This is a genomic window from Novosphingobium percolationis, from assembly GCF_020179425.1.
GTDB classification, from domain to species: Bacteria; Pseudomonadota; Alphaproteobacteria; order Sphingomonadales; family Sphingomonadaceae; genus Novosphingobium; species Novosphingobium percolationis.
In genome coordinates, this window is the sequence record NZ_JAILYM010000001.1 from 110,196 (window position 1) to 129,422 (window position 19,227).

At 66.6% G+C, this 19,227-nt stretch carries 17 protein-coding genes; 11 read left to right on the forward strand and 6 right to left on the reverse strand.

Translation table 11 applies throughout. The features are described from left to right. From K3A84_RS00455 to K3A84_RS00465, 3 genes are all read right to left on the reverse strand, one after another. Positions 1-342, reverse strand: coding sequence for a hypothetical protein (locus tag K3A84_RS00455; RefSeq protein WP_225007097.1), 342 nt, complete (start codon positions 340-342; stop codon positions 1-3). A 64-nt stretch (positions 343-406) separates the two neighbouring features. Further along, positions 407-973, reverse strand: coding sequence for a DUF1993 domain-containing protein (locus tag K3A84_RS00460; RefSeq protein ID WP_225007098.1), 567 nt, complete (start codon positions 971-973; stop codon positions 407-409). Positions 974-1,040: 67 nt separating this feature from the next. Then, positions 1,041-2,318 carry an acyl-CoA dehydrogenase family protein gene (locus K3A84_RS00465; protein WP_225007099.1) on the reverse strand — a complete coding sequence of 426 codons (1,278 nt, stop codon included), beginning with the start codon at positions 2,316-2,318 and terminating at the stop codon, positions 1,041-1,043. 196 nt (positions 2,319-2,514) lie between these two features. Between K3A84_RS00465 and K3A84_RS00470 the strand changes: the two genes are divergently transcribed. Together K3A84_RS00470 and K3A84_RS00475 are read left to right on the forward strand one after the other, a co-directional pair. Then, positions 2,515-3,720, forward strand: a complete 1,206-nt coding sequence (locus K3A84_RS00470; protein WP_225007100.1) for an acyl-CoA dehydrogenase family protein — start codon at positions 2,515-2,517, stop codon at positions 3,718-3,720. Positions 3,721-3,734: 14 nt separating this feature from the next. Continuing rightward, positions 3,735-4,808 (forward strand): acyl-CoA dehydrogenase family protein, encoded by a 1,074-nt coding sequence (locus tag K3A84_RS00475; RefSeq protein WP_225007101.1) that lies wholly within the window; start codon positions 3,735-3,737, stop codon positions 4,806-4,808. On the opposite strand, the gene K3A84_RS00480 is transcribed toward K3A84_RS00475, so the two are convergent. Further along, the gene (locus tag K3A84_RS00480) at positions 4,805-5,917 is read right to left on the reverse strand and encodes an MFS transporter (protein WP_225007102.1); all 1,113 of its coding nucleotides are present in this window, start codon (positions 5,915-5,917) and stop codon (positions 4,805-4,807) included. The two genes, K3A84_RS00475 and K3A84_RS00480, sit on opposite strands and share 4 nt — an antisense overlap. Before the next feature lie 26 nt (positions 5,918-5,943). Then, entirely contained in the window at positions 5,944-6,621 is a 678-nt protein-coding gene (locus K3A84_RS00485) for a TetR/AcrR family transcriptional regulator (protein WP_225007103.1), read from the reverse strand. 140 nt (positions 6,622-6,761) lie between these two features. Here K3A84_RS00485 and K3A84_RS00490 point away from each other — a divergent pair, with 140 nt between their 5' ends. The 7 genes from K3A84_RS00490 to K3A84_RS00520 all read left to right on the forward strand — a co-directional run bounded on the left by K3A84_RS00490 (position 6,762) and on the right by K3A84_RS00520 (position 14,677). After that, complete coding sequence (locus K3A84_RS00490) at positions 6,762-8,993, forward strand: TonB-dependent receptor (RefSeq protein WP_225007104.1); 2,232 nt, start codon at positions 6,762-6,764, stop codon at positions 8,991-8,993. Positions 8,994-9,013: 20 nt separating this feature from the next. Continuing rightward, positions 9,014-10,294 (forward strand): aminotransferase class III-fold pyridoxal phosphate-dependent enzyme, encoded by a 1,281-nt coding sequence (locus K3A84_RS00495; RefSeq protein ID WP_225007105.1) that lies wholly within the window; start codon positions 9,014-9,016, stop codon positions 10,292-10,294. A 2-nt stretch (positions 10,295-10,296) separates the two neighbouring features. Next, complete coding sequence (locus K3A84_RS00500; RefSeq protein ID WP_225007106.1) at positions 10,297-11,220, forward strand: carbohydrate kinase family protein; 924 nt, start codon at positions 10,297-10,299, stop codon at positions 11,218-11,220. Further along, entirely contained in the window at positions 11,217-11,855 is a 639-nt protein-coding gene (locus tag K3A84_RS00505; protein WP_225007107.1) for a class II aldolase/adducin family protein, read from the forward strand. The genes K3A84_RS00500 and K3A84_RS00505 overlap by 4 nt, the downstream gene beginning before the upstream one ends. A 91-nt stretch (positions 11,856-11,946) precedes the next feature. Further along, a complete protein-coding gene (locus tag K3A84_RS00510; protein ID WP_225007108.1) occupies positions 11,947-12,159 on the forward strand; it encodes a hypothetical protein in 213 nt (70 codons plus the stop codon). A 25-nt stretch (positions 12,160-12,184) separates the two neighbouring features. After that, the gene (locus K3A84_RS00515; protein ID WP_225008102.1) at positions 12,185-13,042 is read left to right on the forward strand and encodes an acyltransferase family protein; all 858 of its coding nucleotides are present in this window, start codon (positions 12,185-12,187) and stop codon (positions 13,040-13,042) included. A gap of 126 nt (positions 13,043-13,168) precedes the next feature. Next, a complete protein-coding gene (locus K3A84_RS00520) occupies positions 13,169-14,677 on the forward strand; it encodes a flavin-containing monooxygenase (protein ID WP_225007109.1) in 1,509 nt (502 codons plus the stop codon). Positions 14,678-14,811: 134 nt separating this feature from the next. Here K3A84_RS00520 and K3A84_RS00525 read toward each other — a convergent pair whose 3' ends face one another. Then, positions 14,812-15,840, reverse strand: a complete 1,029-nt coding sequence (locus tag K3A84_RS00525) for a helix-turn-helix domain-containing protein (RefSeq protein ID WP_225007110.1) — start codon at positions 15,838-15,840, stop codon at positions 14,812-14,814. A 163-nt stretch (positions 15,841-16,003) separates the two neighbouring features. On the opposite strand from K3A84_RS00525, the gene K3A84_RS00530 reads away from it, so the two are divergent. Both K3A84_RS00530 and K3A84_RS00535 read left to right on the forward strand, forming a co-directional pair. Then, entirely contained in the window at positions 16,004-18,145 is a 2,142-nt protein-coding gene (locus K3A84_RS00530; protein WP_225007111.1) for a PQQ-dependent dehydrogenase, methanol/ethanol family, read from the forward strand. Beyond that, complete coding sequence (locus tag K3A84_RS00535; protein ID WP_225007112.1) at positions 18,145-19,071, forward strand: alpha/beta hydrolase; 927 nt, start codon at positions 18,145-18,147, stop codon at positions 19,069-19,071. Before K3A84_RS00530 ends, K3A84_RS00535 begins: the two co-directional genes overlap by 1 nt. Positions 19,072-19,227 lie beyond the last annotated feature (156 nt).

Here is a 19,227-nt window from a genome sequence, read left to right on the forward strand (position 1 = left end):
TCAGCGCTGCTTCTTGGCGATGGTCGCGGTGAAATCGGGGTCCTTGTTCGCCACCCAGTCGACGAACTTGCGCACCGCCGGGTTGGCGAGCAGGCCCTCCACGTCCATCCCGAAGCGCTGAAGCTCCGAATTGGTGAAGTTGACGATCAGCGTCTGCTGGCAGATCGAATGCATCGGCACCACGTCGCGCCCGCCCCGGCTCTTGGGGACGGGGTGATGCCACACGATGGTCGAGCCGGTGGGGCGCCCGCACAGCCAGCAGGGGACGGGCGGCGGCGCTTCTTCCTCGCTCTCGTCCTGCCAGTCGTCGCGGTAACCGTGCTTGGAATGCTTGCGCGCCATGGGTCTGCCTAATGCGGGGGTCAGGGCCTGCGTATAGCGGCAGCGCGCGACAATGCCACCATGCTCAGGACGAAGGCAGCGTTCCGGGGCGCAGGTAGGGGAACATATGCGCCACATAGTCCGCCTTGCCCAGCGGCACGCCCGCGCCGCGCAGGATCGCGTAGGCGGTCATCAGGTGGAAGTAGAACTGCGGCAGCAGCCAGTCGCGCACGTATTGCTCGGCTGTCAGGTCGAAGATCATGCCGTTGGGCAGCGCGTGCGCGATCGGCGCGTCCGCCTCGGCGTCCAGAGCATCGGCGCCAAGGCCATCGAGCAGCGCCAGCGCCTCGGCGATGCGGGCCTTTGCCTGGGCCAGCGTGCCGGGGGCCTCGCCCGCGTCGCGCCCTTCGTTCAGCAGCACGGTCAACGAGGCGGGGAAGTCCTCGCCCTTGAGGCGGTGCACGCCTTCGTGGACCTGCACGCAGGCAAAGCGGATCTGGGTGGCGAGTGGAAACATGTCGGGCGCGAGCCGGGCGGAGAGCAGCGCATCGGCTTGCGCTGCGGGCAGGTGCCCCTGCGCCTTGTCCAGCCAGCCCGAAAGCGTGCCCAGCATCTGCCGGAAGGTCGGAACAACAAGGTTGTTCAAGGACATGCGGGGCTCCATCGGTTGCGCCAGCGCTGTCTAGGCGAGGGCGCCCCGGTTCCGCAATGGTCCTCTGTCAGCGGGCGGGAACGGCGCGGTCGAGCTGTTCGGGCAGGGTATAGTAGCGCGTGTTGCGGCCAAGGTTCGCCCCCACGCGGGCCAGCTCGTCCCTGGCGATCAGCCGCAGGTGAACCTCGTCCGGCCCGTCAAGGAAGTGCAGCGCGCGGCCCCAGGTGTAGAGGTAGGCGAGCGGCGTGTCCGATGTCAGCCCCATCGCCCCGAACACCTGGATCGCGCGGTCGAGCACGCGCGTCTGCAACTGCGCCGCCACCAGCTTGATCGCGGACACGTCGACCTTGGCCGCCTTGTTGCCGTGGCTGTCCAATCGCGCGGCGGCCTTCAGCACCAGCAGCCGCGCCATGTCGATCTCCACGCGCGACTGCGCGATCCAGTCCTGCACGTTGGCATTGGCCGAAACCTGCCGCCCGAAGGTGCGCCGTTCGAGCGCGCGTTCGCACATCAGGTCGAGCGCCAGCTCGCACTGGCCGATGGTCCTCATGCAATGGTGGACGCGCCCCGGCCCGAGCCGGGCCTGCGCCAGCGCGAAGCCTTCACCTTCTGCCCCCAGCAGGTTGCCGACGGGCACCCGGCAGTTGCGGAACACGATCTCGCACTGGCCCTCGATCGCGTGGTGATGCAGGATCGGGATGTTGCGCACGATCGTCATGCCGGGGGTGTCCATCGGCACGATCACCATCGAATGCCGCGCATGGACGGACGTGTCGTCGTCATCGCCGGTCACGCCCATCACGATGGCGAACCGGCACAGCGGATGCAGCGGCCCGGTGATGAACCACTTGCGCCCGTTGAGCACGTATTCATCGCCTTCGCGGCGGATCGATGTGCGGATGTTGGTGGCATCGGACGAAGCGACGTCGGGTTCGCTCATCGCGAAGCACGAGCGGATTTCGCCTTCGAGCAGCGGCACCAGCCATTGCGCGCGCTGCTCGGGCGTGGCGAACAGGTGCAGCAGTTCCATGTTGCCGCTGTCGGGCGCGTTGCAGTTGAAGGCCTCGGACGCCCACGGCAGCCGCCCCATGATCTCGGCCAGCGGGGCGTATTCCAGGTTGGTCAGCCGCGTGCCCGGCTCGTCGTCGCGCAACGCAGGCAGGAACAGGTTCCACAAGCCCTCGGAGCGCGCGATCTGCTTGAGCGGTTCCATGATATCCAGGGGAAAGCGCCCGGCCATGGTCTCGCGGTGCCATTGCGCGTTGTAGGGCAGCATGTAGCGGTCGAGGAACTCCTCCACCTGCTGGCGTAACGCATTGACCCTCGCGCTGAATTCGAAATCCATGGCCTTCGCCTCCGACGATCGTCCCCTCGCGCTGTCGGTTGGAGAGCAGCGCTGATGGCTCCGCCTTTGGCCAGCGCGGGGTCGCGGTCATTGTCCTCGATCAATCGTCGGCGGGGTCATTAATTATTCGATTGATTGACGGGCGATCGCCTCTGCCTCTAAGCCAGCACGCAGGAGCGGGTGAACGGGAAAATACATGGACATCGCATTCAGCGCCGAGCTTGAGGCCTTCCGGCGCGAGGTCGCCGCATTTCTCGACACTGCGCCCACGCCGGAAATCCGCGAGGCAGGCGCCAAGACCACCAGCGTCTTCGCCCCGTTCGAACAGGTCATGGCCTGGCAGAAGATCCTCCATGCCAAGGGCTGGGCCGCGCCGGGCTGGCCGAAAGAATACGGCGGCACCGGCTGGTCGGTCGAACAGCGCTACATCTTCGCCGAGGAATACTGGGCGCGCGACCTGCCGCCCTTGCTGCCCAACGGCCTTGGTATGGTTGGGCCGCTGCTGATGGAGCTGGGCACCGAGGAGCAGAAGGCCAAGTACCTGCCGGGCATCCTCTCGGGCGAGGACTACTGGACGCAAGGCTATTCCGAACCCGGCGCCGGGTCCGACCTTGCCAGCCTCAGCTGTTCCGCTGTGGCCGATGGCGACGACTACGTCATCAACGGCAGCAAGATCTGGACGACGCTGGCGCACAAGGCCAACCGCATGTTCATGCTCGTGCGCACCAGCCGCGAGGGCAAGAAGCAGCAGGGCATCACTTTCCTGCTGCTCGACCGGGTGGACTATCCGGGCATGGAAATCCGCCCGATCGTCGGGCTCGATGGCGTGCCCGAACAATGCGAGGTGTTCTTCACCAACGTGCGCGTGCCCCAGTCGGGCCGCGTCGGGGCCGAGAACGATGGCTGGACCGTGGCCAAGGCGCTGCTCAAGCACGAACGCGGCGGTTCGGCGCAAAGCCCGGCGATGTACCGCAAGCTCGACCAGTTGCGCGCCGCGGCGGCTGCCACTGCCTCGCCCAACGGCGGCACCTTCGCCGCCGATCCCGTATTCCAGCGCGATCTGGGCGAGCTGGAGGCCGAAATCGCCGCCTACGCCGCGTTCGAGAAGATGGTGCTCACCGGCCACCCCATCGGGCGCGATCCCGCGATGCCGTCGATGAACAAGGTGATGAGTTCGGAACTCGCGCAGCGCGTCTCGGTGCTGATGACGCGCGTGGCGGGCCTCAACGGCCTGCCGCTGCAACTGGGGGCGCTGGAGGTCGATAGCGGCATCGCGCCGCTCGGCTCGATGCACGATCTGGTCGCCATGCCCTATTACCTCAATTCGCGCGCCACCACGATCTACGCCGGGACCAACGAGGTCCAGCGCGACCTGATCGCCCGCACGCTGCCTGTCGGCTGAAGGAGCACGCCCCCATGGATTTCACCTTCACTCCCGAACAGCAGATGCTGACCGATTCGCTCTCGCGCCTGCTCGGCCAGCACTATGCCTTCGACCAGCGCCGCAAGATCGTGGCTTCGCCCGAGGGCCGCTCGACGCGCGTCTGGAACGAATTGCGCGACATGGGCCTGCTGGCCCTGCCATTGCCCGAAAGCCTTGGCGGGCTCGGCGGGTCGATCGTCGATGTCGTTGCCATCGGGGAACTGATGGGGCGCCATATCGTGGTCGAGCCGTGGTTGACGTCGGCTGCGGTTGCCGCTGCCGTCGTCGCCGCGACCGATCCCGCGCGCGCCGAAGCCCTGCTCGATGGTTCGGCGCTGGCCGCGCTGGCGCACGAGGAAGGCGCAGGCACCGCAGACCCTGCCACGATCGCCACGCGCATCGACGCGGCGGGGCGCCTGACCGGCGAAAAGGCGCTGGTCATCGCGGGCGACGCCGCCTCGGTGTTCATCGTCTCGGCCAAGGGCGCGGACGGTGCGCCCGCGCTCTATCTGGTCGATGGCGCCGCCGAAGGCCTGACCCGCCAGAGCTTCACCACCATCGACGGCCGCCGCGCCGCGCACCTGCGTTTCGCAAGCGTCGCGGTCACGCCCGTCGCGGGCGATCCCGCCGCCGTGCTGCGCGAGGTGCTGGCCACCGCGCTGATCGGCTTCAGTGCCGAAGCGGTCGGCGCAATGGGCGCGCTGCTCGAAACCACCGCCACCTATGCCTCGACGCGCAAGCAGTTCGGCGTGCCCATCGCCAGCTTCCAGGTGATCGCGCATCGCCTCGCCGACATGAAGCTGGCCTATGTCAAAGCGCGCTCGCTGCTGCTCCACACCGCCGCGCTGGCCGAGGCCGGGGTCGCCTCAGCGCGCGAACTGTCGCTGCTCAAGGCGCAGGTGGGCAGGCTCGGACGGCAACTGGGCGAAAGCGCGGTGCAGATCCACGGCGGCGTCGGCATGACCGACGAACTGTCGGTCGGGCACTACCTCAAGCGGATCTTGTTCGTGGATGCGCTGCTGGGGGGCGCCGACTACCACCTGCAAAGGATCGGCGCTGGCGTCTAGGCGGCGGCTCGCGGGGATCGTGAAAGCGCCGCGACCGCGGCCAGCACCACGAACACCGCGCCGCTGAACAGCAGGATCACGTCGATCGAGCCGAGCCCGACCAGCTCGCCCGCGACCGACGGCAGCAGCGCTGCGCCGCCCAGCTGGAAAGCGGTCAGGTAGAGCACCGCCTGCCGCGCCGGGTCGATCTCCACCAGCCAGCCCGCGAAGAAGGGCAGCGTGAACAACCACACGAAGCCGAAGGCCGCGCTCACGCCAAGGATCGCCGCCTGATCGGCACGCGCCAGCTGGAACAGGCCTACCAGACCCGCGCCCGCGAGCGCGCAGGTCGCAATCGTCATGCGGCTGGGCAGGCGCTCGCCGATGCGCGCGGCGACCAGCGCCCCCACCACTTGCGCGACAAGGCAGGTCGAAACCGCCGTGCCTTCGAACGCGGGCGCGTGGCCATGGTGGATCAGCCAAAGCCCGAAATAGCCCCACACCGAGACGATCGCGCCGAGGAACAGCCCCGAGCCGGACAGGGCGACCAGCGCCCGCCCGCTCAACCCGCTGCGCTGCTCGTGCGTCTCTGCGGGCCGGATCGCGGCAGGCAGCAACAGCGCCGATCCGGCAGAGACCACCGCGAAACCGGCCAGCGCCATCAGCGCAAGGTCGGTGCGCGATCCCATGCCCGCCAGTTGCGGCAGCACCGCGGCAACCACCGCCTGCAACAGCGTCTGCACCGCAAGGAAGATCGCGCTCGCCCGCTCGACACGCGCCACACGCGAAATGGCGACGAGCGCGACGGCCACCATCACGCCTTCGCACAGGCCCGCCGCCGCGCGGCCCGTGCCCAGCACGGCCATGCCGCCACGCCCCCGCAGGCTCGCGTCGATGGCGGCCAACGCAAGGCTGGCAAGGCAGGCAACGAAACGCGCATCCAGCCGCTTGAGCAGCGCGATCCCGCCAATCGACCCGATGACGATGGCCAGCATCTCGATGGTGACGAGGTTGCCGAGCTGCGCATCGCCCAGCCGTTGTTCCTGCACCAGCGCGCCCAGAAATACCGGATGCACCCCCAGGATCAGCAGCCCGCACGATCCGATGACGATGGCCTGTGCCAGCGCCATGCTTCCGAGCGGCGGCGCGCGCCCGGTCAAGCGGGCTTGGTCCCGGCGGCGCGCAGCGGCAGGTATTCAGGCAGGAACGTGCGCGAATAGGCGATCCGCGCCCGTCGCGCCTGTTCCTCCATGGCGTCGGTGATGAAGCCGTGGCGGTGGATCGACAGCGACCAGATCGCATCGCTGATCACGATCACTTCGACCAGCCGGTCGCGCAGGTCGGGCACTTCCGGCATCACGAACAGCGCGTCCATCAGCTCCAGGCTGCGCTGTGCGGTCACGTAGTTGCTATCGTGGTCCTGTATGCCGATGTCGGGCGACCACGCCGGCCCACCCAGCAGCACCTGCCGCGCGGCGGGGTGCGCGTTGAACCACTGCTGCGCCGCGCGGAACTGGCGGGTCTGCAGATCCTGCCAGCTTTCGACGTTTTCGGGCACTTCGGTCAGCACGGTCTGTTCGAACCGGCGCAGGTAGCGTTCGGCCAGCGCGCTGAACACCAGCTGCGGCTCGGGAAAGAAGTGATAGATCGAAGGCGGCGAAATACCGACTTCGGCAGCAATTGCGTGAATGCTGAGCGCGGCGGTGGGCAGCTTGTCTAGCAGGCGCTCGGCCCCGTCGAGGATCGCCTCGAAACGGACCTTGCTGCGCTTCTGCGCGGGGCGGCGAATTTCGGGGCGGCCGCTGGGATGGGGCGTCAGGCGAGTGTCGGACATGGCCGTAAGGATCACGCGCTTCGCATCCAAAAGCAATCGGGAGTCCGAAAAAAAGTCCATATACGAATCATTCTTGACACATTTTGCAATTCGGTCACTCCTATTGCGACAAATGTCGAAAACGGCGATGAGGGATGACGATGATGCGCGTTGCTACCCTGGTATCGGTTTCGTTGCTGGCTCTCGCGCCGCTCGCGGCAAGGGCGGAGGAGGCGCCGCCGCCCAAGGCCGAAGGGCCTAAGGCTGTGGGATTGGGGGAGATCGTCGTCACCGCGCAGCGCCGCGCCCAGAACGTGCAGGACGTGCCGATCAGCATTGCCGCGATCAGCGGCGAGGCGCTGGCGCAGGCCGGCATCCGCGATCCGCGCGACCTGTCGCTGCTGGTGCCGGGGCTGTCGTCACAGGCGGGCACGGCAGCCACCACCACGTCGCTGTTCCTGCGCGGGGTGGGCATCGGCGATTTCAACTCGAACACCACCGGCGCGGTCGGCGTCTATGTCGATGACGTGTTCCTCGGCGCCAACGCGGGCAAGCTGTTCAACGTGTTCGACAGCGACGGGATCGAGGTGCTGAAGGGGCCGCAGGGTACGCTCTATGGCCGCAATACCACGGCGGGCGCGATCCGCTTCACATCGCGCAAGCCGACCGACACCTTCACCGCCAACGGCTCGGCCTCCTATGGCCGCTACAACGAGATCCAGCTCGAAGGCGGCGTCGGCGGCCCGATCGCGGGCGATGTGTTGAAGGCGCGCGTTTCGGGCACCTATCTCAAGCGCGATGGCTGGCTGCTCAACCGCGTCACCGGGCACAAGCTCAACGATCTCGATATGTGGGCGGGCCGCGCGATCGTGGACTTCACGCCCAACGCCGACACGCTGATCCGCGCCATCGTCCACGGCGGGCAGAACCGGGGCGGCGCGCGGCAGTTCCAGCATCGCGGGCAGGGCATCGATTTCGCCGGAAACCCCAACTACGCCAACGGCGTGCCGCTCGATGGGCTGGGCTATGCCGATACCGACCACAACCTCAACGCGGGCGACTACGACGTCGAGGGCAAGGAAAAGGTCGACGTGTTCGGCGCCTCGCTGACGGCCAGCGTCCAGCTAGACAAGGTCACGCTCACCTCGATCAGCGCCTATGAACAGGTGCGCCGCCACACGCTGGAAGATACCGACGCCAGCCCCAACAACGTCATCACCGCCACCTACATCGACCGGCCCGAACAGTTCAGCCAGGAACTGCGGCTGCAATCGCGCGATGGTGGCAAGGTGAACTGGATCGTCGGCGGCTACTACTTCCACGACAATCTCGTGACCAAGAGCGCCTACGACATTCTGCGCGTGTTCCGCGATCCGAACGACCTGCTCGGCACGTTCGATCCGGCCAACTCGATCGGCAACTTCGTCTTTCCCTACACGCAGAAGACCGAAAGCTGGGCCGCCTTCGCGCAGGCCGACGTCAAGCTGACAGACAAGCTGACCGTGACCGGCGGCCTGCGCTACTCGGTCGACAAGATCGACTTCGATTTCCACTCGGCCTTCGATGACGTGATCTTCGTGCCGGTCCTCGATTTCGCCGGGTCCAAGACCTTCCGCGACCTGTCGTGGCGCGGGGCCATTTCCTATCAGGCGACCAACGACGTGCTGCTCTATGCCACCGCGTCGAAGGGCTACAACAGCGGCGGCTTTGCGGGCGGCTCGTCGAGCGATCCGGCGCAACTCAAGCCGTTCCGGTCTGAAAAGCTCTACGCCTACGAGGCGGGCTTCAAGAGCGAGGTTCTGGGCCGCACGCTGCGCTTCAACGCCGCCGCGTTCTACTACAATTATCAGGACCTGCAGGTCTTCGTGTTCGATACCTCGGGCGTGATCCCGGTGCAGCGCAAGCTCAATGCCGGCAATGCCGAGATCTATGGCGTGGAGGCAGAGCTTCAGGCGCAGCCGAGCCGCAACTTCAACGCCTTCGTCAACCTCAGCCTGCTCCACGCGCGCTACAAGACCTTTACCGCGCTGTCGGCGGCGGACTATTCGGGCAACCAGCTGGTCAACGCGCCCTCGGTCGCGATTTCGGCAGGCTTCGCGCTGACCCAGCCGCTACCCGGCGAGAGCGCGCTGCGTCTGCGCATGGACGGCAGCTTCCAGTCCGAAACCTTCCTCGCGCCCGACAACCTGCCCGGCAACCGCGTCGCGCCTTATGCGCTCGCCAATGCCCGGCTGTCGTGGCTCTCGCGCGACGAGAAGCTGGAATTCGCGCTCTGGGCCAAGAACATCACCAACACGCGCTTCATCACCTACGTCTCGCCCGTGATCACGCAGGACGAGATCAACTACAACGACCCCGCCACCTACGGCGTGCAGGTCGTCTTCAAGTTCTGACCATTCGGGAGAGGATACCCATGAACCGGGCCATCGATCAGGCTTTGCGCGAACGTGCGCTGAAGGTCATTCCCAACGGCATGTACGGCCACGAATCCGTACGTCTGCTGCCCGCCAGCTTCCCGCAATTCTTCAGCAAGGGCGAGGGCGCCTACATCTGGGATGCGGACGGCAACCGCTATCTCGATTTCATGTGCGCCTATGGCCCCAGCCTGCTCGGCTATCGCCATCCGCAGGTCGATGCGGCGGCGCGCGCGCAGCTGGAAAAGGGCGATACGCTGACCGGGCCGGGGCCGGTGATGGTCGAGCTTGCCGAAACGCTCGTCGGCATGATCGACCATGCCGACTGGGTGATGTTCTGCAAGAACGGCACCGATGCCACAACCATGGCGATGAGCACGGCGCGCGCGCAGACCGGCAAGCGCGTGGTGCTGGTGGCGCAAGGGGCCTATCACGGCGCCGCGCCGTGGTGCACGCCGATCCCGGCGGGCGTCGTGGCCGAGGACCGCGCGCATATCCGCACCTACATCTACAATGATTGCGCCAGTCTGGAGCAGGCCGTGGCTGCCGCGGGCGACGATCTCGCCGCGATCTTCGCCGCGCCCTTCCGGCACGATGCCTTCACCGATCAGGAACTGCCCGATCCGGCCTATGCCAAGCTCGCCCGAGCGCTGTGCGACCGCACCGGGGCCAAGCTGATCGTCGATGAAGTGCGCGCGGGCTTCCGCCTCGCGCGCGGCAGCAGCTGGGATGCGCTGGGGGTGCAGCCGGACCTCAGCGCCTGGGGCAAATGCTTTGCCAACGGCCACCCGATCTCGATGCTCGCGGGCGCGGAGTCCTGCCGCGAAGGCGCGGGTTCGATCTATGCCACGGGTTCGTTCTGGCTTTCCGCCGTGCCGATGGCCGCCGCGATCGAAACGCTGCGGATCATCCGCGAGACCGACTATCTGGAACACAGCGTCCGCCTCGGCGATGCGCTGCGCGCCGGTCTGGCCGAGGCCGCCACGCGCCACGGCTTCACCTTGCGCCAGAGCGGCCCGGTGCAGATGCCGCAGATCCTGTTTGCCGACGATCCCGATTTCCGCATCGGCTATGCCTGGGTCGAAGAACTGCTGGCGCGCGGCATCTACATGCACCCCTGGCACAACATGTTCCTCTGCGCCGCGATGACGGAAGGTGACATCGACATGGCGCTCGCCGCCGCCGATGAGGCCTTCGCCGCCGTGCGCGCGCGGATCGACACGCTGGAGCCGCATCCCGTTCTGGTGGCTATGGCAGCCATGCTCGAACACCACGATTGAGCATGGCTACCCCGCTCGATCTGATCGCCTTCGGCCTCACCACGCTCGACATCGCGGTGCACCGCGTCACCGCGCTGCCCGATGGCGAGGAAGGGCAACTGGTCGATACCATCGCGCTGTCGCCTGCCGGAACCGCTGGCGGCACCGCGCTGGTCGCCCGCCAGCTCGGCCTTGCCAGCGCCATCGCCTCGGCGGTGGGGGATGATCCGCAAGGCCAGCTGGTGCGCGCGCTGTTCGACAAGGCGGGCGTCGATACCACGTTGCTCGCCACCGACCCCGCGCACCCCACGTCCACCACCGTCCTGCCGATCAAGGCCAATGGCGACCGGCCCAACTGGCACATGATCGGGGCCAGCCTGTTCGCGCCCGCCGGGCCGGACCTGATCGCCGCGCTCGATCGCACGGCGGCACTGCACTGGGGCGCGGTCGGCTTTCCCGGCACGGCGGGGCAGGGCGCACAGGTGCTGCAAGCAGCGCAAGCGCGCGCCGTCTATACCACCTGCGACCTGATCGCCCCCGGTCCCGACGCCTTGCGCGAACTCGAAGCGCTGCTGCCCCACGTCGACCTGTTCATGCCCAGCCTCGCCGAAGTCGCCGCCCTGCTCGGCACGCGCGATCCGGTCGAGGGCGCACAAGCTTTCATGGCGCGCGGCGCGCGCGGCTGCCTGATCAAGCTCGGCGCACAAGGCGCGTTGCTGGTGCGACCCGACGCCCAGATCCACATGCCGGCGCTGCCGATCACCCCGGTCGATACCACCAGCTGCGGCGACAGTCTCTGCGCCGGTTTCCACGCGGCCCGGCTGCGCGGGGCTGGCGATGAAGCCGCGCTGCGTTTCGCCGTCGCCACCGCCGCGCAAGTCGCGCTGGGCGTGGGCACGCTCGGCAAGCTGGAGAGCTACGAAAGCACGCTGGAGTTGACACAATGACCGAAGCCGAAGCACGCGCCGCGCTGGTCGATGCCATGCGCGCGCTCGATGCGCGGGGCCTCAACCGCGGCACCTCGGGCAACGTCTCGATCCGTTTCGGTAACGGGATGCTGGTCACGCCCTCGGGCTTCACTCCGGACCGGCTCACGCCCGACCTGATGGTTCCCGTCAGCGCCATGGGCGAGGTGCGCGAAGGTTCGGCTCGCCCGTCGAGCGAATGGCAGATGCACATGGGCCTGCTGCGCCGCCGCCCCGACGTGGGCGCGGTGGTCCATTGCCACGCCCGCCACGCCACGATCCTGGCCTGCGCGCACCGCGCGATCCCGCCGTTGCACTACATGGTCGCGGTCAGCGGCGGCTCCTCCGTGCCCGTGGCTCCTTACGCCACCTTCGGCACCGAGGCGCTGGCCGATGCGGTGGCGGACACACTCGAAGGGCGCAACGCCTGCCTCATGGCCAACCACGGGCTGATCGCGCTCGGCCGCACGCTCTCGCAGGCGATGGCCATCGCCGAGGAGATCGAGGAACAGGCCGCCGTCTACTGCGGCACCCTCGCCATCGGCGGCCCGCAGCTGCTGGACCAGGCCGAAATGACCCGCATCGTCGATGCCTTCTCCCGCTACGGCCAGAAGTAGCGCTGCTGCCTTTGATGTGACCTGCGCCGAATGTCCTTGATCTACGTGCTTATACTGACGACAACGCCGCCGTCTTCGAGCGAGGTGGGTTGTGAAGGGATTGACGGCATCGTCCGATGAACTGCTGACGCTGGACTTGTTCCGGTTCCTGTCGTCGGTTGCGATCGTGTATCACCACTCGCACGAATATTTCGTTGCCCCTGCCTTTCGTGCTGCGGCAGGGCAACGCACGGCGGGGCTTGCACTATTTGTCGATCTGTTCTTTCTGATCTCCGGCTTTGTGATCGCCTTACGTCTACAGTGATCGTATCCACCAGCCGGGCGGTGTCCTGCGATTTGGACAGAAGCGATTTGCACGGCTGTTTCCGCTGCATTGGCTGACGCTGCTTCTGTCAATTGCGCTCTGGGCCATCGTCACGCGTTTTGTGCATGTCGATCATGCGCCGTCTACTGATCCGAAGTGCATCGTGCTGACAGCGGCGCTGCTCCAGGGAATTTTCCCCTGTGGAAACGGCATATACTACAATTTCCCGAATTGGTCGTTGAGCGTCGAGATCGCGATGTATGCACTCTACCCGCTGCTCGCTTGGCTGATCGGTGCCGGTCGGCGGATGTATCTCGGATTTTCGCTGCTGCTCTTCCTTGCCATCGGAATGTATGCGTTTCGCCTGACGACTGGCGTGCTGAACTGGACGGATTTGTACGATCCGCTGCGTGCCTTGCCATCCTTCATGCTGGGCACGGCGCTTGCCGCGAACCGCGACCTCCTCAAGGCGATTCCGGCGGCACAACCTTTGAGCCTGCTGTCATTCGCGGTCGCGGTGGCGCTGGCGTTGACGGGAGGCGCCGCGCCGCTTCAGCTTGCGGCGATGGTGCTTGCCGGCACATTCGCAATTGCTGCCGATACGCAAGGGAAGGTGGCTGGGTGGACAGCCAAGGTCGCACCATTGGGACAACTGACCTATTCGTTGTACCTTTGGCATGTCTTGGTCATCATGGTCTTGATGAACGGTATCGCGGACAAGCTGATGCGCGGCAATACGGCGGTGCTCGTGGTGTGCACCGTGCTGACGTACGTCGGCATCGCGATCCTCAGCTATCTTTCCTGGCGCTATTTCGAAACGCCTGCGCGGATATGGCTCGATGGATGGTTCCGCCGCCGCAACTCGCGAGAGGCGCGCGCCTGATCCTGCTGCGACCACCTGTCTGATCCCGCCAGAAACTTGGCGCACGCAGACGTTGCACAACGCGTCGTCCTTCGCGACTATCCCTCCACGAAAAGCCCCGAAGGGGTTGCGCAGGAGGATCTGAAAGTGAGTGACGTATTGGAGGCTGTGGCCGACGCCCGCGGCCACGCGGTCGAGGAATTCGACGTGCTCATCGTCGGGGCCGGGATTTCCGGCATCGGCAGCGCATACCATCTCCAGACGCAATGCCCCGGCAAGCGCTACGCGATCCTGGAAGCCAAGGACGACATCGGCGGCACCTGGCACACGCACCGCTATCCCGGCGTGCGCTCGGACAGCGATCTCTACACTTTCGGCTACCGCTTCAAGCCGTGGGTCGGTCCGCCGATCGCCACCGCCGATGAAATCCGCAAGTACCTGCGCAGCGTCGTCAGCGAAAACGGCATCGACAAGACCATCCGCTTCGGCACCCATATCACGCGCTGTGCGTGGTCGAGCGCGGACAAGCGCTGGACAGTCGAGACCACCACCGCCGACGGCAAGCCGGGGCGCACCTATCGCGCCAACTTCCTGTGGATGTGCCAGGGCTACTACGACCATCACAACCCCTACATGCCCGCATGGCCGGGCATGGAAGATTACAAGGGCCTGCTCGTCCATGCGCAGAAGTGGGACGAGAGCATCGACTATGCCGGCAAGCAGGTGGTGGTGATCGGATCAGGCGCGACCGCCGCCACGGTGATCCCGGCGATGGCCGACAAGGCCGCGCACGTCACCATGTTGCAGCGCTCGCCCACCTACTTCTACGCCTATCCCAACCGCAGCGATCTGGTCGACCGCCTGAACGAGATCGGCGTGGACGAAGAGACGATCCACCACTGCGCGCGGCTCGATTACCTGCACAACCTCAAGACGATGGACCGCCGCGCGCGTGAGGAACCGGACGTCGTGTTCGAGGAACTGAAGGAGCTGATCCGGCAATATGCCGGGCCGGACTTCGATTTCACGCCGCACTTCACCCCGCGCTATCGCCCATGGCAGCAGCGGCTGGCCTTCGTGCCCGATGGTGACATGTTCGAACAGATCCGCGACGGCAAGGTGTCGGCCGTCACAGATACCATCGACCACTTTACCGCCGATGGCATCAAGCTCGCTTCGGGGCAGGACCTGAAGGCCGACGTGGTGGTCGCGGCTACCGGCTTCAACCTGCTGGTCATGGGCGGTATCACGTTCGAGGTCGATGGCACGGTGGTCGACTGGTCGCAGACCCCGACCTATCGCGGCATGATGTTCGCAGGCGTGCCCAACCTCGTCTGGGTATTCGGCTACTTCCGCGCGGCCTGGACGCTGCGTGTCGACCTGCTGGGCGACTTCGTGTGCAGGCTGTTGCAGCACATGGACGAAAAGGGCCGGTCGGAGATCAACATCGTCGTGCCCGAGGGCCTCGGCGATGAAGCCCTGCTGCCTTGGATCGAGGACGACAACTTCAACCCCGGCTACCTCGTGCGCGACATGGACAAGCTGCCCAAGCGGCTGGGCGACCGCCCCGAATGGCGCCACACGCAGGACTATTGGCGCGAGGCCGAGGACATTCCCGCGATCGACCTCGACGGCGCGGAGTTCGCCTACAGTTGAGGTGAAACCCACCCCCGACCCCTCCCGCTTGCGGGAGGGGCGCGAGGCTTGATGCGCCGCAGGCGAATTTAGCCGCAGCTGGGTGGGCGAACCGCGCACCGTGCCCGCCTTCGCCCCCGGGCCGTGTCGGCCTCTCAGGCCAGCATCTGCCGCCGATATTCCAGCGCGCCCATGCCCGACCAGCGCTTGAACGCCCGCGAAAAGCTCGAAGGTTCGGCAAAGCCCACCGCGAAGGCGATGGCTTCGATCGTCATGCGGCGGTCGGCCAGCAGTTCGCGCGAGCGGGCATAGCGCGCCTCGTCCACCATCGCCGAAAACCGCGTGCCTTCCTCGGCCAGTCGTCGGTGCAGCGTGCGTTCGGACAGCGCCAGTTGCCGCGCCGCCTCGCCCGCGCTCAGGAACTCGCCGTCCGATCGGCTGAGGAGCGCGCCCAGCCGCTGCCGCACCGGGCAATCGGCCTGCGCGCGTCCGATCATCGCATCGCAGCGCGAACTGTAGAGCGTCAGCAACTCGCTATCGGCCAGCGGCAGCGCGCGGTTCACCGATCCGGGCAGGAAGATCCATTGCGTCCGGTCGGCGTTGAACTCCACCGGGCAGGGGAAGTTGTGCCGCAGCGAAGCCCAGCCCGGCGGCGGCGGTGCCGCCACGGTCACGCGTTCGAGCGGTAATTCGCCCCCCATCAGGTCGGCCACCAGCGTGCGGATGGCGCCCAGATCGCGATATTGCGTGAAGTCGTGCAGATGGGCAGCCAGGGGGCCTCCGCCACCGATCAGCGCGCAGGCGCCGTTGGGTGCGGTTGCCAAGCGATAGTTGATCAGCGAATAGGTCAGCGCCTGATAGCGGCAGGCGATTTCCAGCGCATCGCCCAGCGTGCGCGCGGTCATCATGGCAAGGCCCAGCGAGCCGTACTTGATCGAGCGATAGCGCAAGCCGACATCGAACCACACGTTCGGCATCTGCGCCGTGCAATAGACGAAGCTCTGCTGCAACAGCAGTTCGTCCTGCGCCAGAAGCTCGCTCACCCCGTCGTCGAGGCGCACCGGCTTGATGTGGCTGTTACGGCAGAATGCGTCCCAATTGACGTTGAATTCGTTGACCAAAGTATTGCGCATGATGCGCGCGCTGAGGTCTGGCAGCGCCGCGTAGAGTGCGTTGGAGTCCATGACGCCCAGCCTCCCCAATTGCCTGTTGTCCGGCTTGTGATTCCACGAGGATAACGCCCGCTGGCAATTTCCGTCAATAAGTTGGCGGACAGCGTCATGGCGCACGCGCGTCCGGCGGCGCACAACCTGCCCATAACCGGCATCAAACGGATCGGGAGGGACTGTGATTTCACGCGCGCGCATGGCGGCACTGGCCGCCGCAGCATCGATTTTTGCTGCATATGGCTTCCCGCAGCAATCGGACGCGGCCGCGTCGGCGGGCGAGGCGGTCGGATCGGCCTGGCAGGCGCTGCTGACGGCCACGAAGTCGGCCAGCAACTGGGCGACCTATGGCGGCACGTTCGAGGAGCAGCGCTTCAGTCGCCTGACCCAGATCACCGACCGCAACGTGGGCCAGCTCGGCTTTGCCTGGTCCTATGAATTCGACACCAACCGCGCGCAGGAAACCACCCCGCTCGAACTCGACGGCGTGATCTATGCCACCACCGCGTGGTCGAAGGTCGTCGCGCTCGATGCGGTCACCGGCAAGCTGTTGTGGCAGTACGATCCGCAGGTGCCCGGCGAATTCGGCGCCAAGGGCTGCTGCGACGTCGGCAACCGCGGTGCCGCGATCTATGACGGCAAGCTCTATTTCGGCACGTTCGACGGGCGTCTGATCGCGCTCGACATCAAGACCGGCAAGCCCGTGTGGTCGGTCGTCACCGTGGACCAGAGCAAGACCTACACCATCACCGGCGCGCCGCGCGTGGTGAAGGGTAAGGTGCTGATCGGCAACGGCGGCGCAGAACTCGGCGCGCGCGGATATGTCACCGCCTATGATGCGAAGACCGGCAAGCAGGTCTGGCGTTTCTACACCGTGCCGGGCGATCCGGCGAAGGGGCCGGACAACGCAGCTTCCGACGCCATCCTTGCCAAGCTCGCCAAGGGCACGTGGTTCGGCGATTACTACTACAAGACCGGCGGCGGCGGCACGGTGTGGGACTCCATCGTCTATGACGAGGAACTCGACCAGCTCTACATCGGCGTGGGCAACGGCTCCCCATGGAACCACCGCCTGCGCAGCGAAGGCAAGGGCGACAACCTGTTCCTGTCCTCGATCGTCGCGCTCAATCCCGATACCGGGGCCTACCTGTGGCACTATCAGGCCTCGCCCGGCGAAACGTGGGACTACACCAACACCCAGCAGATCACGCTCGCCACGCTGCCGGTCGACGGCAAGCCCCGCAAGGTGCTGATGCAGGCGCCCAAGAACGGCTTCTTCTTCGTCATCGACCGCGCCAACGGCAAGCTGCTGTCGGCGAAGAACTTCGTCGATGTAAACTGGGCTACCGGCTTCGACATGAACACGGGCCGGCCGATCGAAACGCCCGAGGCGCGCTATTCGGACAAGCCGCAGGTGGTGATCCCCGGCGCGCTGGGGGCACACAACTGGCAGCCGATGGCCTACAACCCGCAGGCCGGGCTGGTCTATATCCCCGGCAACCACGCGCTGTTCGGCTATGCCCAGCCTGCGAACTTCGCGGTGCGCCCTGGTCGCTGGAACCTCGGGCTTGAAACCAAGGGCACCTCGCCGCCTGACGATCCGCAGGCGATCCGCGCCGCGCGCGCCGGGCTCAGCGGTCGGCTGATCGCGTGGGACCCCGTGAACCAGCGCGAGGCCTGGGGCTTCGACTATCCCGAACCGTGGAACGGCGGCGTGCTGACGACGGCGGGCAACCTCGTGTTCCAGGGCGACACCAGGGGTAACTTCCGCGCCTTTGCCGCCGATACCGGCAAGGTGCTGTGGAGCATGAACCTTGGCATGGCCATCATGGCGGCCCCGATCACGTTCGAGCGCAATGGCAGCCAGTACGTCGCGGTCGCGGGCGGCTATGGCGGCGCCTATGCGCTGACCTCGTCGTTCAACGACAATCCGGGGCCGCGCCCCAATGGCCGCCTCTACGTGTTCAAGCTCGGCGCGAAGGGCGAGTTGCCGCACATCGAAAAGCTCGCCAACCCGCCTGCCAACCCGGCCTCCGACGCGTTCACGCCGGCGCAGGTCTCGCACGGCGAGGAACTGTTCCAGCGCGATTGCTGGGCCTGCCACGGCCCCGGCGCGATCTCCAGCGGCGTGGTGCCGGATCTCCGGCGCTCGGGGATGCTGCCCAGCGCCGAGGCATGGAACTCGGTGGTGATCGGCGGTGTGCTCAAGGATCGCGGCATGATGAGCTTCGCCGCCACGCTGACCAGCGCTGACGCGGAGGACTTGCGCGCCTATGTGTCGAGCCGGGCGCGTCTGCTTGCCCGCGAAGAAGGAACCAAGTGATGGTCGAACCTTTCGTCCTGCCCGAAACCGCGGCGGTGCTGGCCGGCCTTGCCGCACAGGAAGGCCCGCACCTTGCCGACATGAGCGCGGCCGACATGCGGGCCACCTACGGCGCGCTGGGCACGATGTTCGATGCCCCGCCCGAAGCGGGCGTACGCAGCATCGACGTGCAGGGCGGCGGCTTGCCCTTGCGCGCGTATTTCCCCGTAGCGGCGCAAGCCGGTCCCGTTATCGTCTACATGCACGGCGGCGGCTGGGTGATCGGCGATCTCGAAACGCACCACCCGCTCTGCACGATGCTCGCCGCCGTCACCGGCTTGCGCGTCGTCGCGGTCGACTACCGCCTCGCGCCAGAGCACCCCTATCCCGCCGCGCACGACGATTGCCTTGCCGCCGCGCGCTGGGTGGCCGGCAGTCCGCCCGAACTCGAAGCCCCGGTTTCGGGCATCGCCGTTGCTGGCGACAGCGCGGGCGGCAACCTCGCGCTCCATGTCGCGACCAAGATGGGCAGCGACACGGTCAAGGCCCAACTCCTGATCTACCCGGTCGGCGATTGCACCGCGCCCGACCACGGCTCGTACAAGCAATTCGCCGAAGGCTACGTGCTCGATCGCAAGCTGATGGACCGCTTCATCGGCGATTACCTGCCCGATCCGGCGCGGGCAGGGGAGCCGGCGGTCTCGCCCGTGCTGCATCCGGTGCCGGCCGACCTGCCGCCGACGATCATCCTCACCGCCGGGCTCGACCCCTTGCGCGATCAGGGCCGCGCGCTGGCGGGGCTTATCGCCGCCACCGGCACCGAGGTCCACTTCATCGAGGCGCAGGGCCTGATCCACGGCCTTGCCACGATGCGCGGGGCGTTCCCCACCGCCGACCGCAAGATGCGCCGCGCAGGCGGCCTGCTGGCCGACCTGATGCGCGGATAGTCGCCCGCCCTTTACCAGCGTGCCGCCGCCGCCCGCAGGCCAGACCTGCGGGCGGCCTATGGTCGTTCTCTTCTGAAGAATCCAGTAATTGTGGCCATTTACGCCAATAAATTGGCGGAATGCGTCATGTCGTTTTGCGAGGTGGCGGCGCATATC

What these genes read in the sequence shown, in the direction of transcription:
- K3A84_RS00455 (WP_225007097.1), bottom strand. Translation starts at nt 342, where the DNA reads ATGGCGCGCAAGCATTCCAAGCACGGTTACCGCGACGACTGGCAGGAC.
- K3A84_RS00460 (WP_225007098.1), bottom strand. Translation starts at nt 973, where the DNA reads ATGTCCTTGAACAACCTTGTTGTTCCGACCTTCCGGCAGATGCTGGGC.
- K3A84_RS00465 (WP_225007099.1), bottom strand. Translation starts at nt 2,318, where the DNA reads ATGGATTTCGAATTCAGCGCGAGGGTCAATGCGTTACGCCAGCAGGTG.
- K3A84_RS00470 (WP_225007100.1), top strand. Translation starts at nt 2,515, where the DNA reads ATGGACATCGCATTCAGCGCCGAGCTTGAGGCCTTCCGGCGCGAGGTC.
- K3A84_RS00475 (WP_225007101.1), top strand. Translation starts at nt 3,735, where the DNA reads ATGGATTTCACCTTCACTCCCGAACAGCAGATGCTGACCGATTCGCTC.
- K3A84_RS00480 (WP_225007102.1), bottom strand. Translation starts at nt 5,917, where the DNA reads ATGGCGCTGGCACAGGCCATCGTCATCGGATCGTGCGGGCTGCTGATC.
- K3A84_RS00485 (WP_225007103.1), bottom strand. Translation starts at nt 6,621, where the DNA reads ATGTCCGACACTCGCCTGACGCCCCATCCCAGCGGCCGCCCCGAAATT.
- K3A84_RS00490 (WP_225007104.1), top strand. Translation starts at nt 6,762, where the DNA reads ATGATGCGCGTTGCTACCCTGGTATCGGTTTCGTTGCTGGCTCTCGCG.
- K3A84_RS00495 (WP_225007105.1), top strand. Translation starts at nt 9,014, where the DNA reads ATGAACCGGGCCATCGATCAGGCTTTGCGCGAACGTGCGCTGAAGGTC.
- K3A84_RS00500 (WP_225007106.1), top strand. Translation starts at nt 10,297, where the DNA reads ATGGCTACCCCGCTCGATCTGATCGCCTTCGGCCTCACCACGCTCGAC.
- K3A84_RS00505 (WP_225007107.1), top strand. Translation starts at nt 11,217, where the DNA reads ATGACCGAAGCCGAAGCACGCGCCGCGCTGGTCGATGCCATGCGCGCG.
- K3A84_RS00525 (WP_225007110.1), bottom strand. Translation starts at nt 15,840, where the DNA reads ATGGACTCCAACGCACTCTACGCGGCGCTGCCAGACCTCAGCGCGCGC.
- K3A84_RS00535 (WP_225007112.1), top strand. Translation starts at nt 18,145, where the DNA reads ATGGTCGAACCTTTCGTCCTGCCCGAAACCGCGGCGGTGCTGGCCGGC.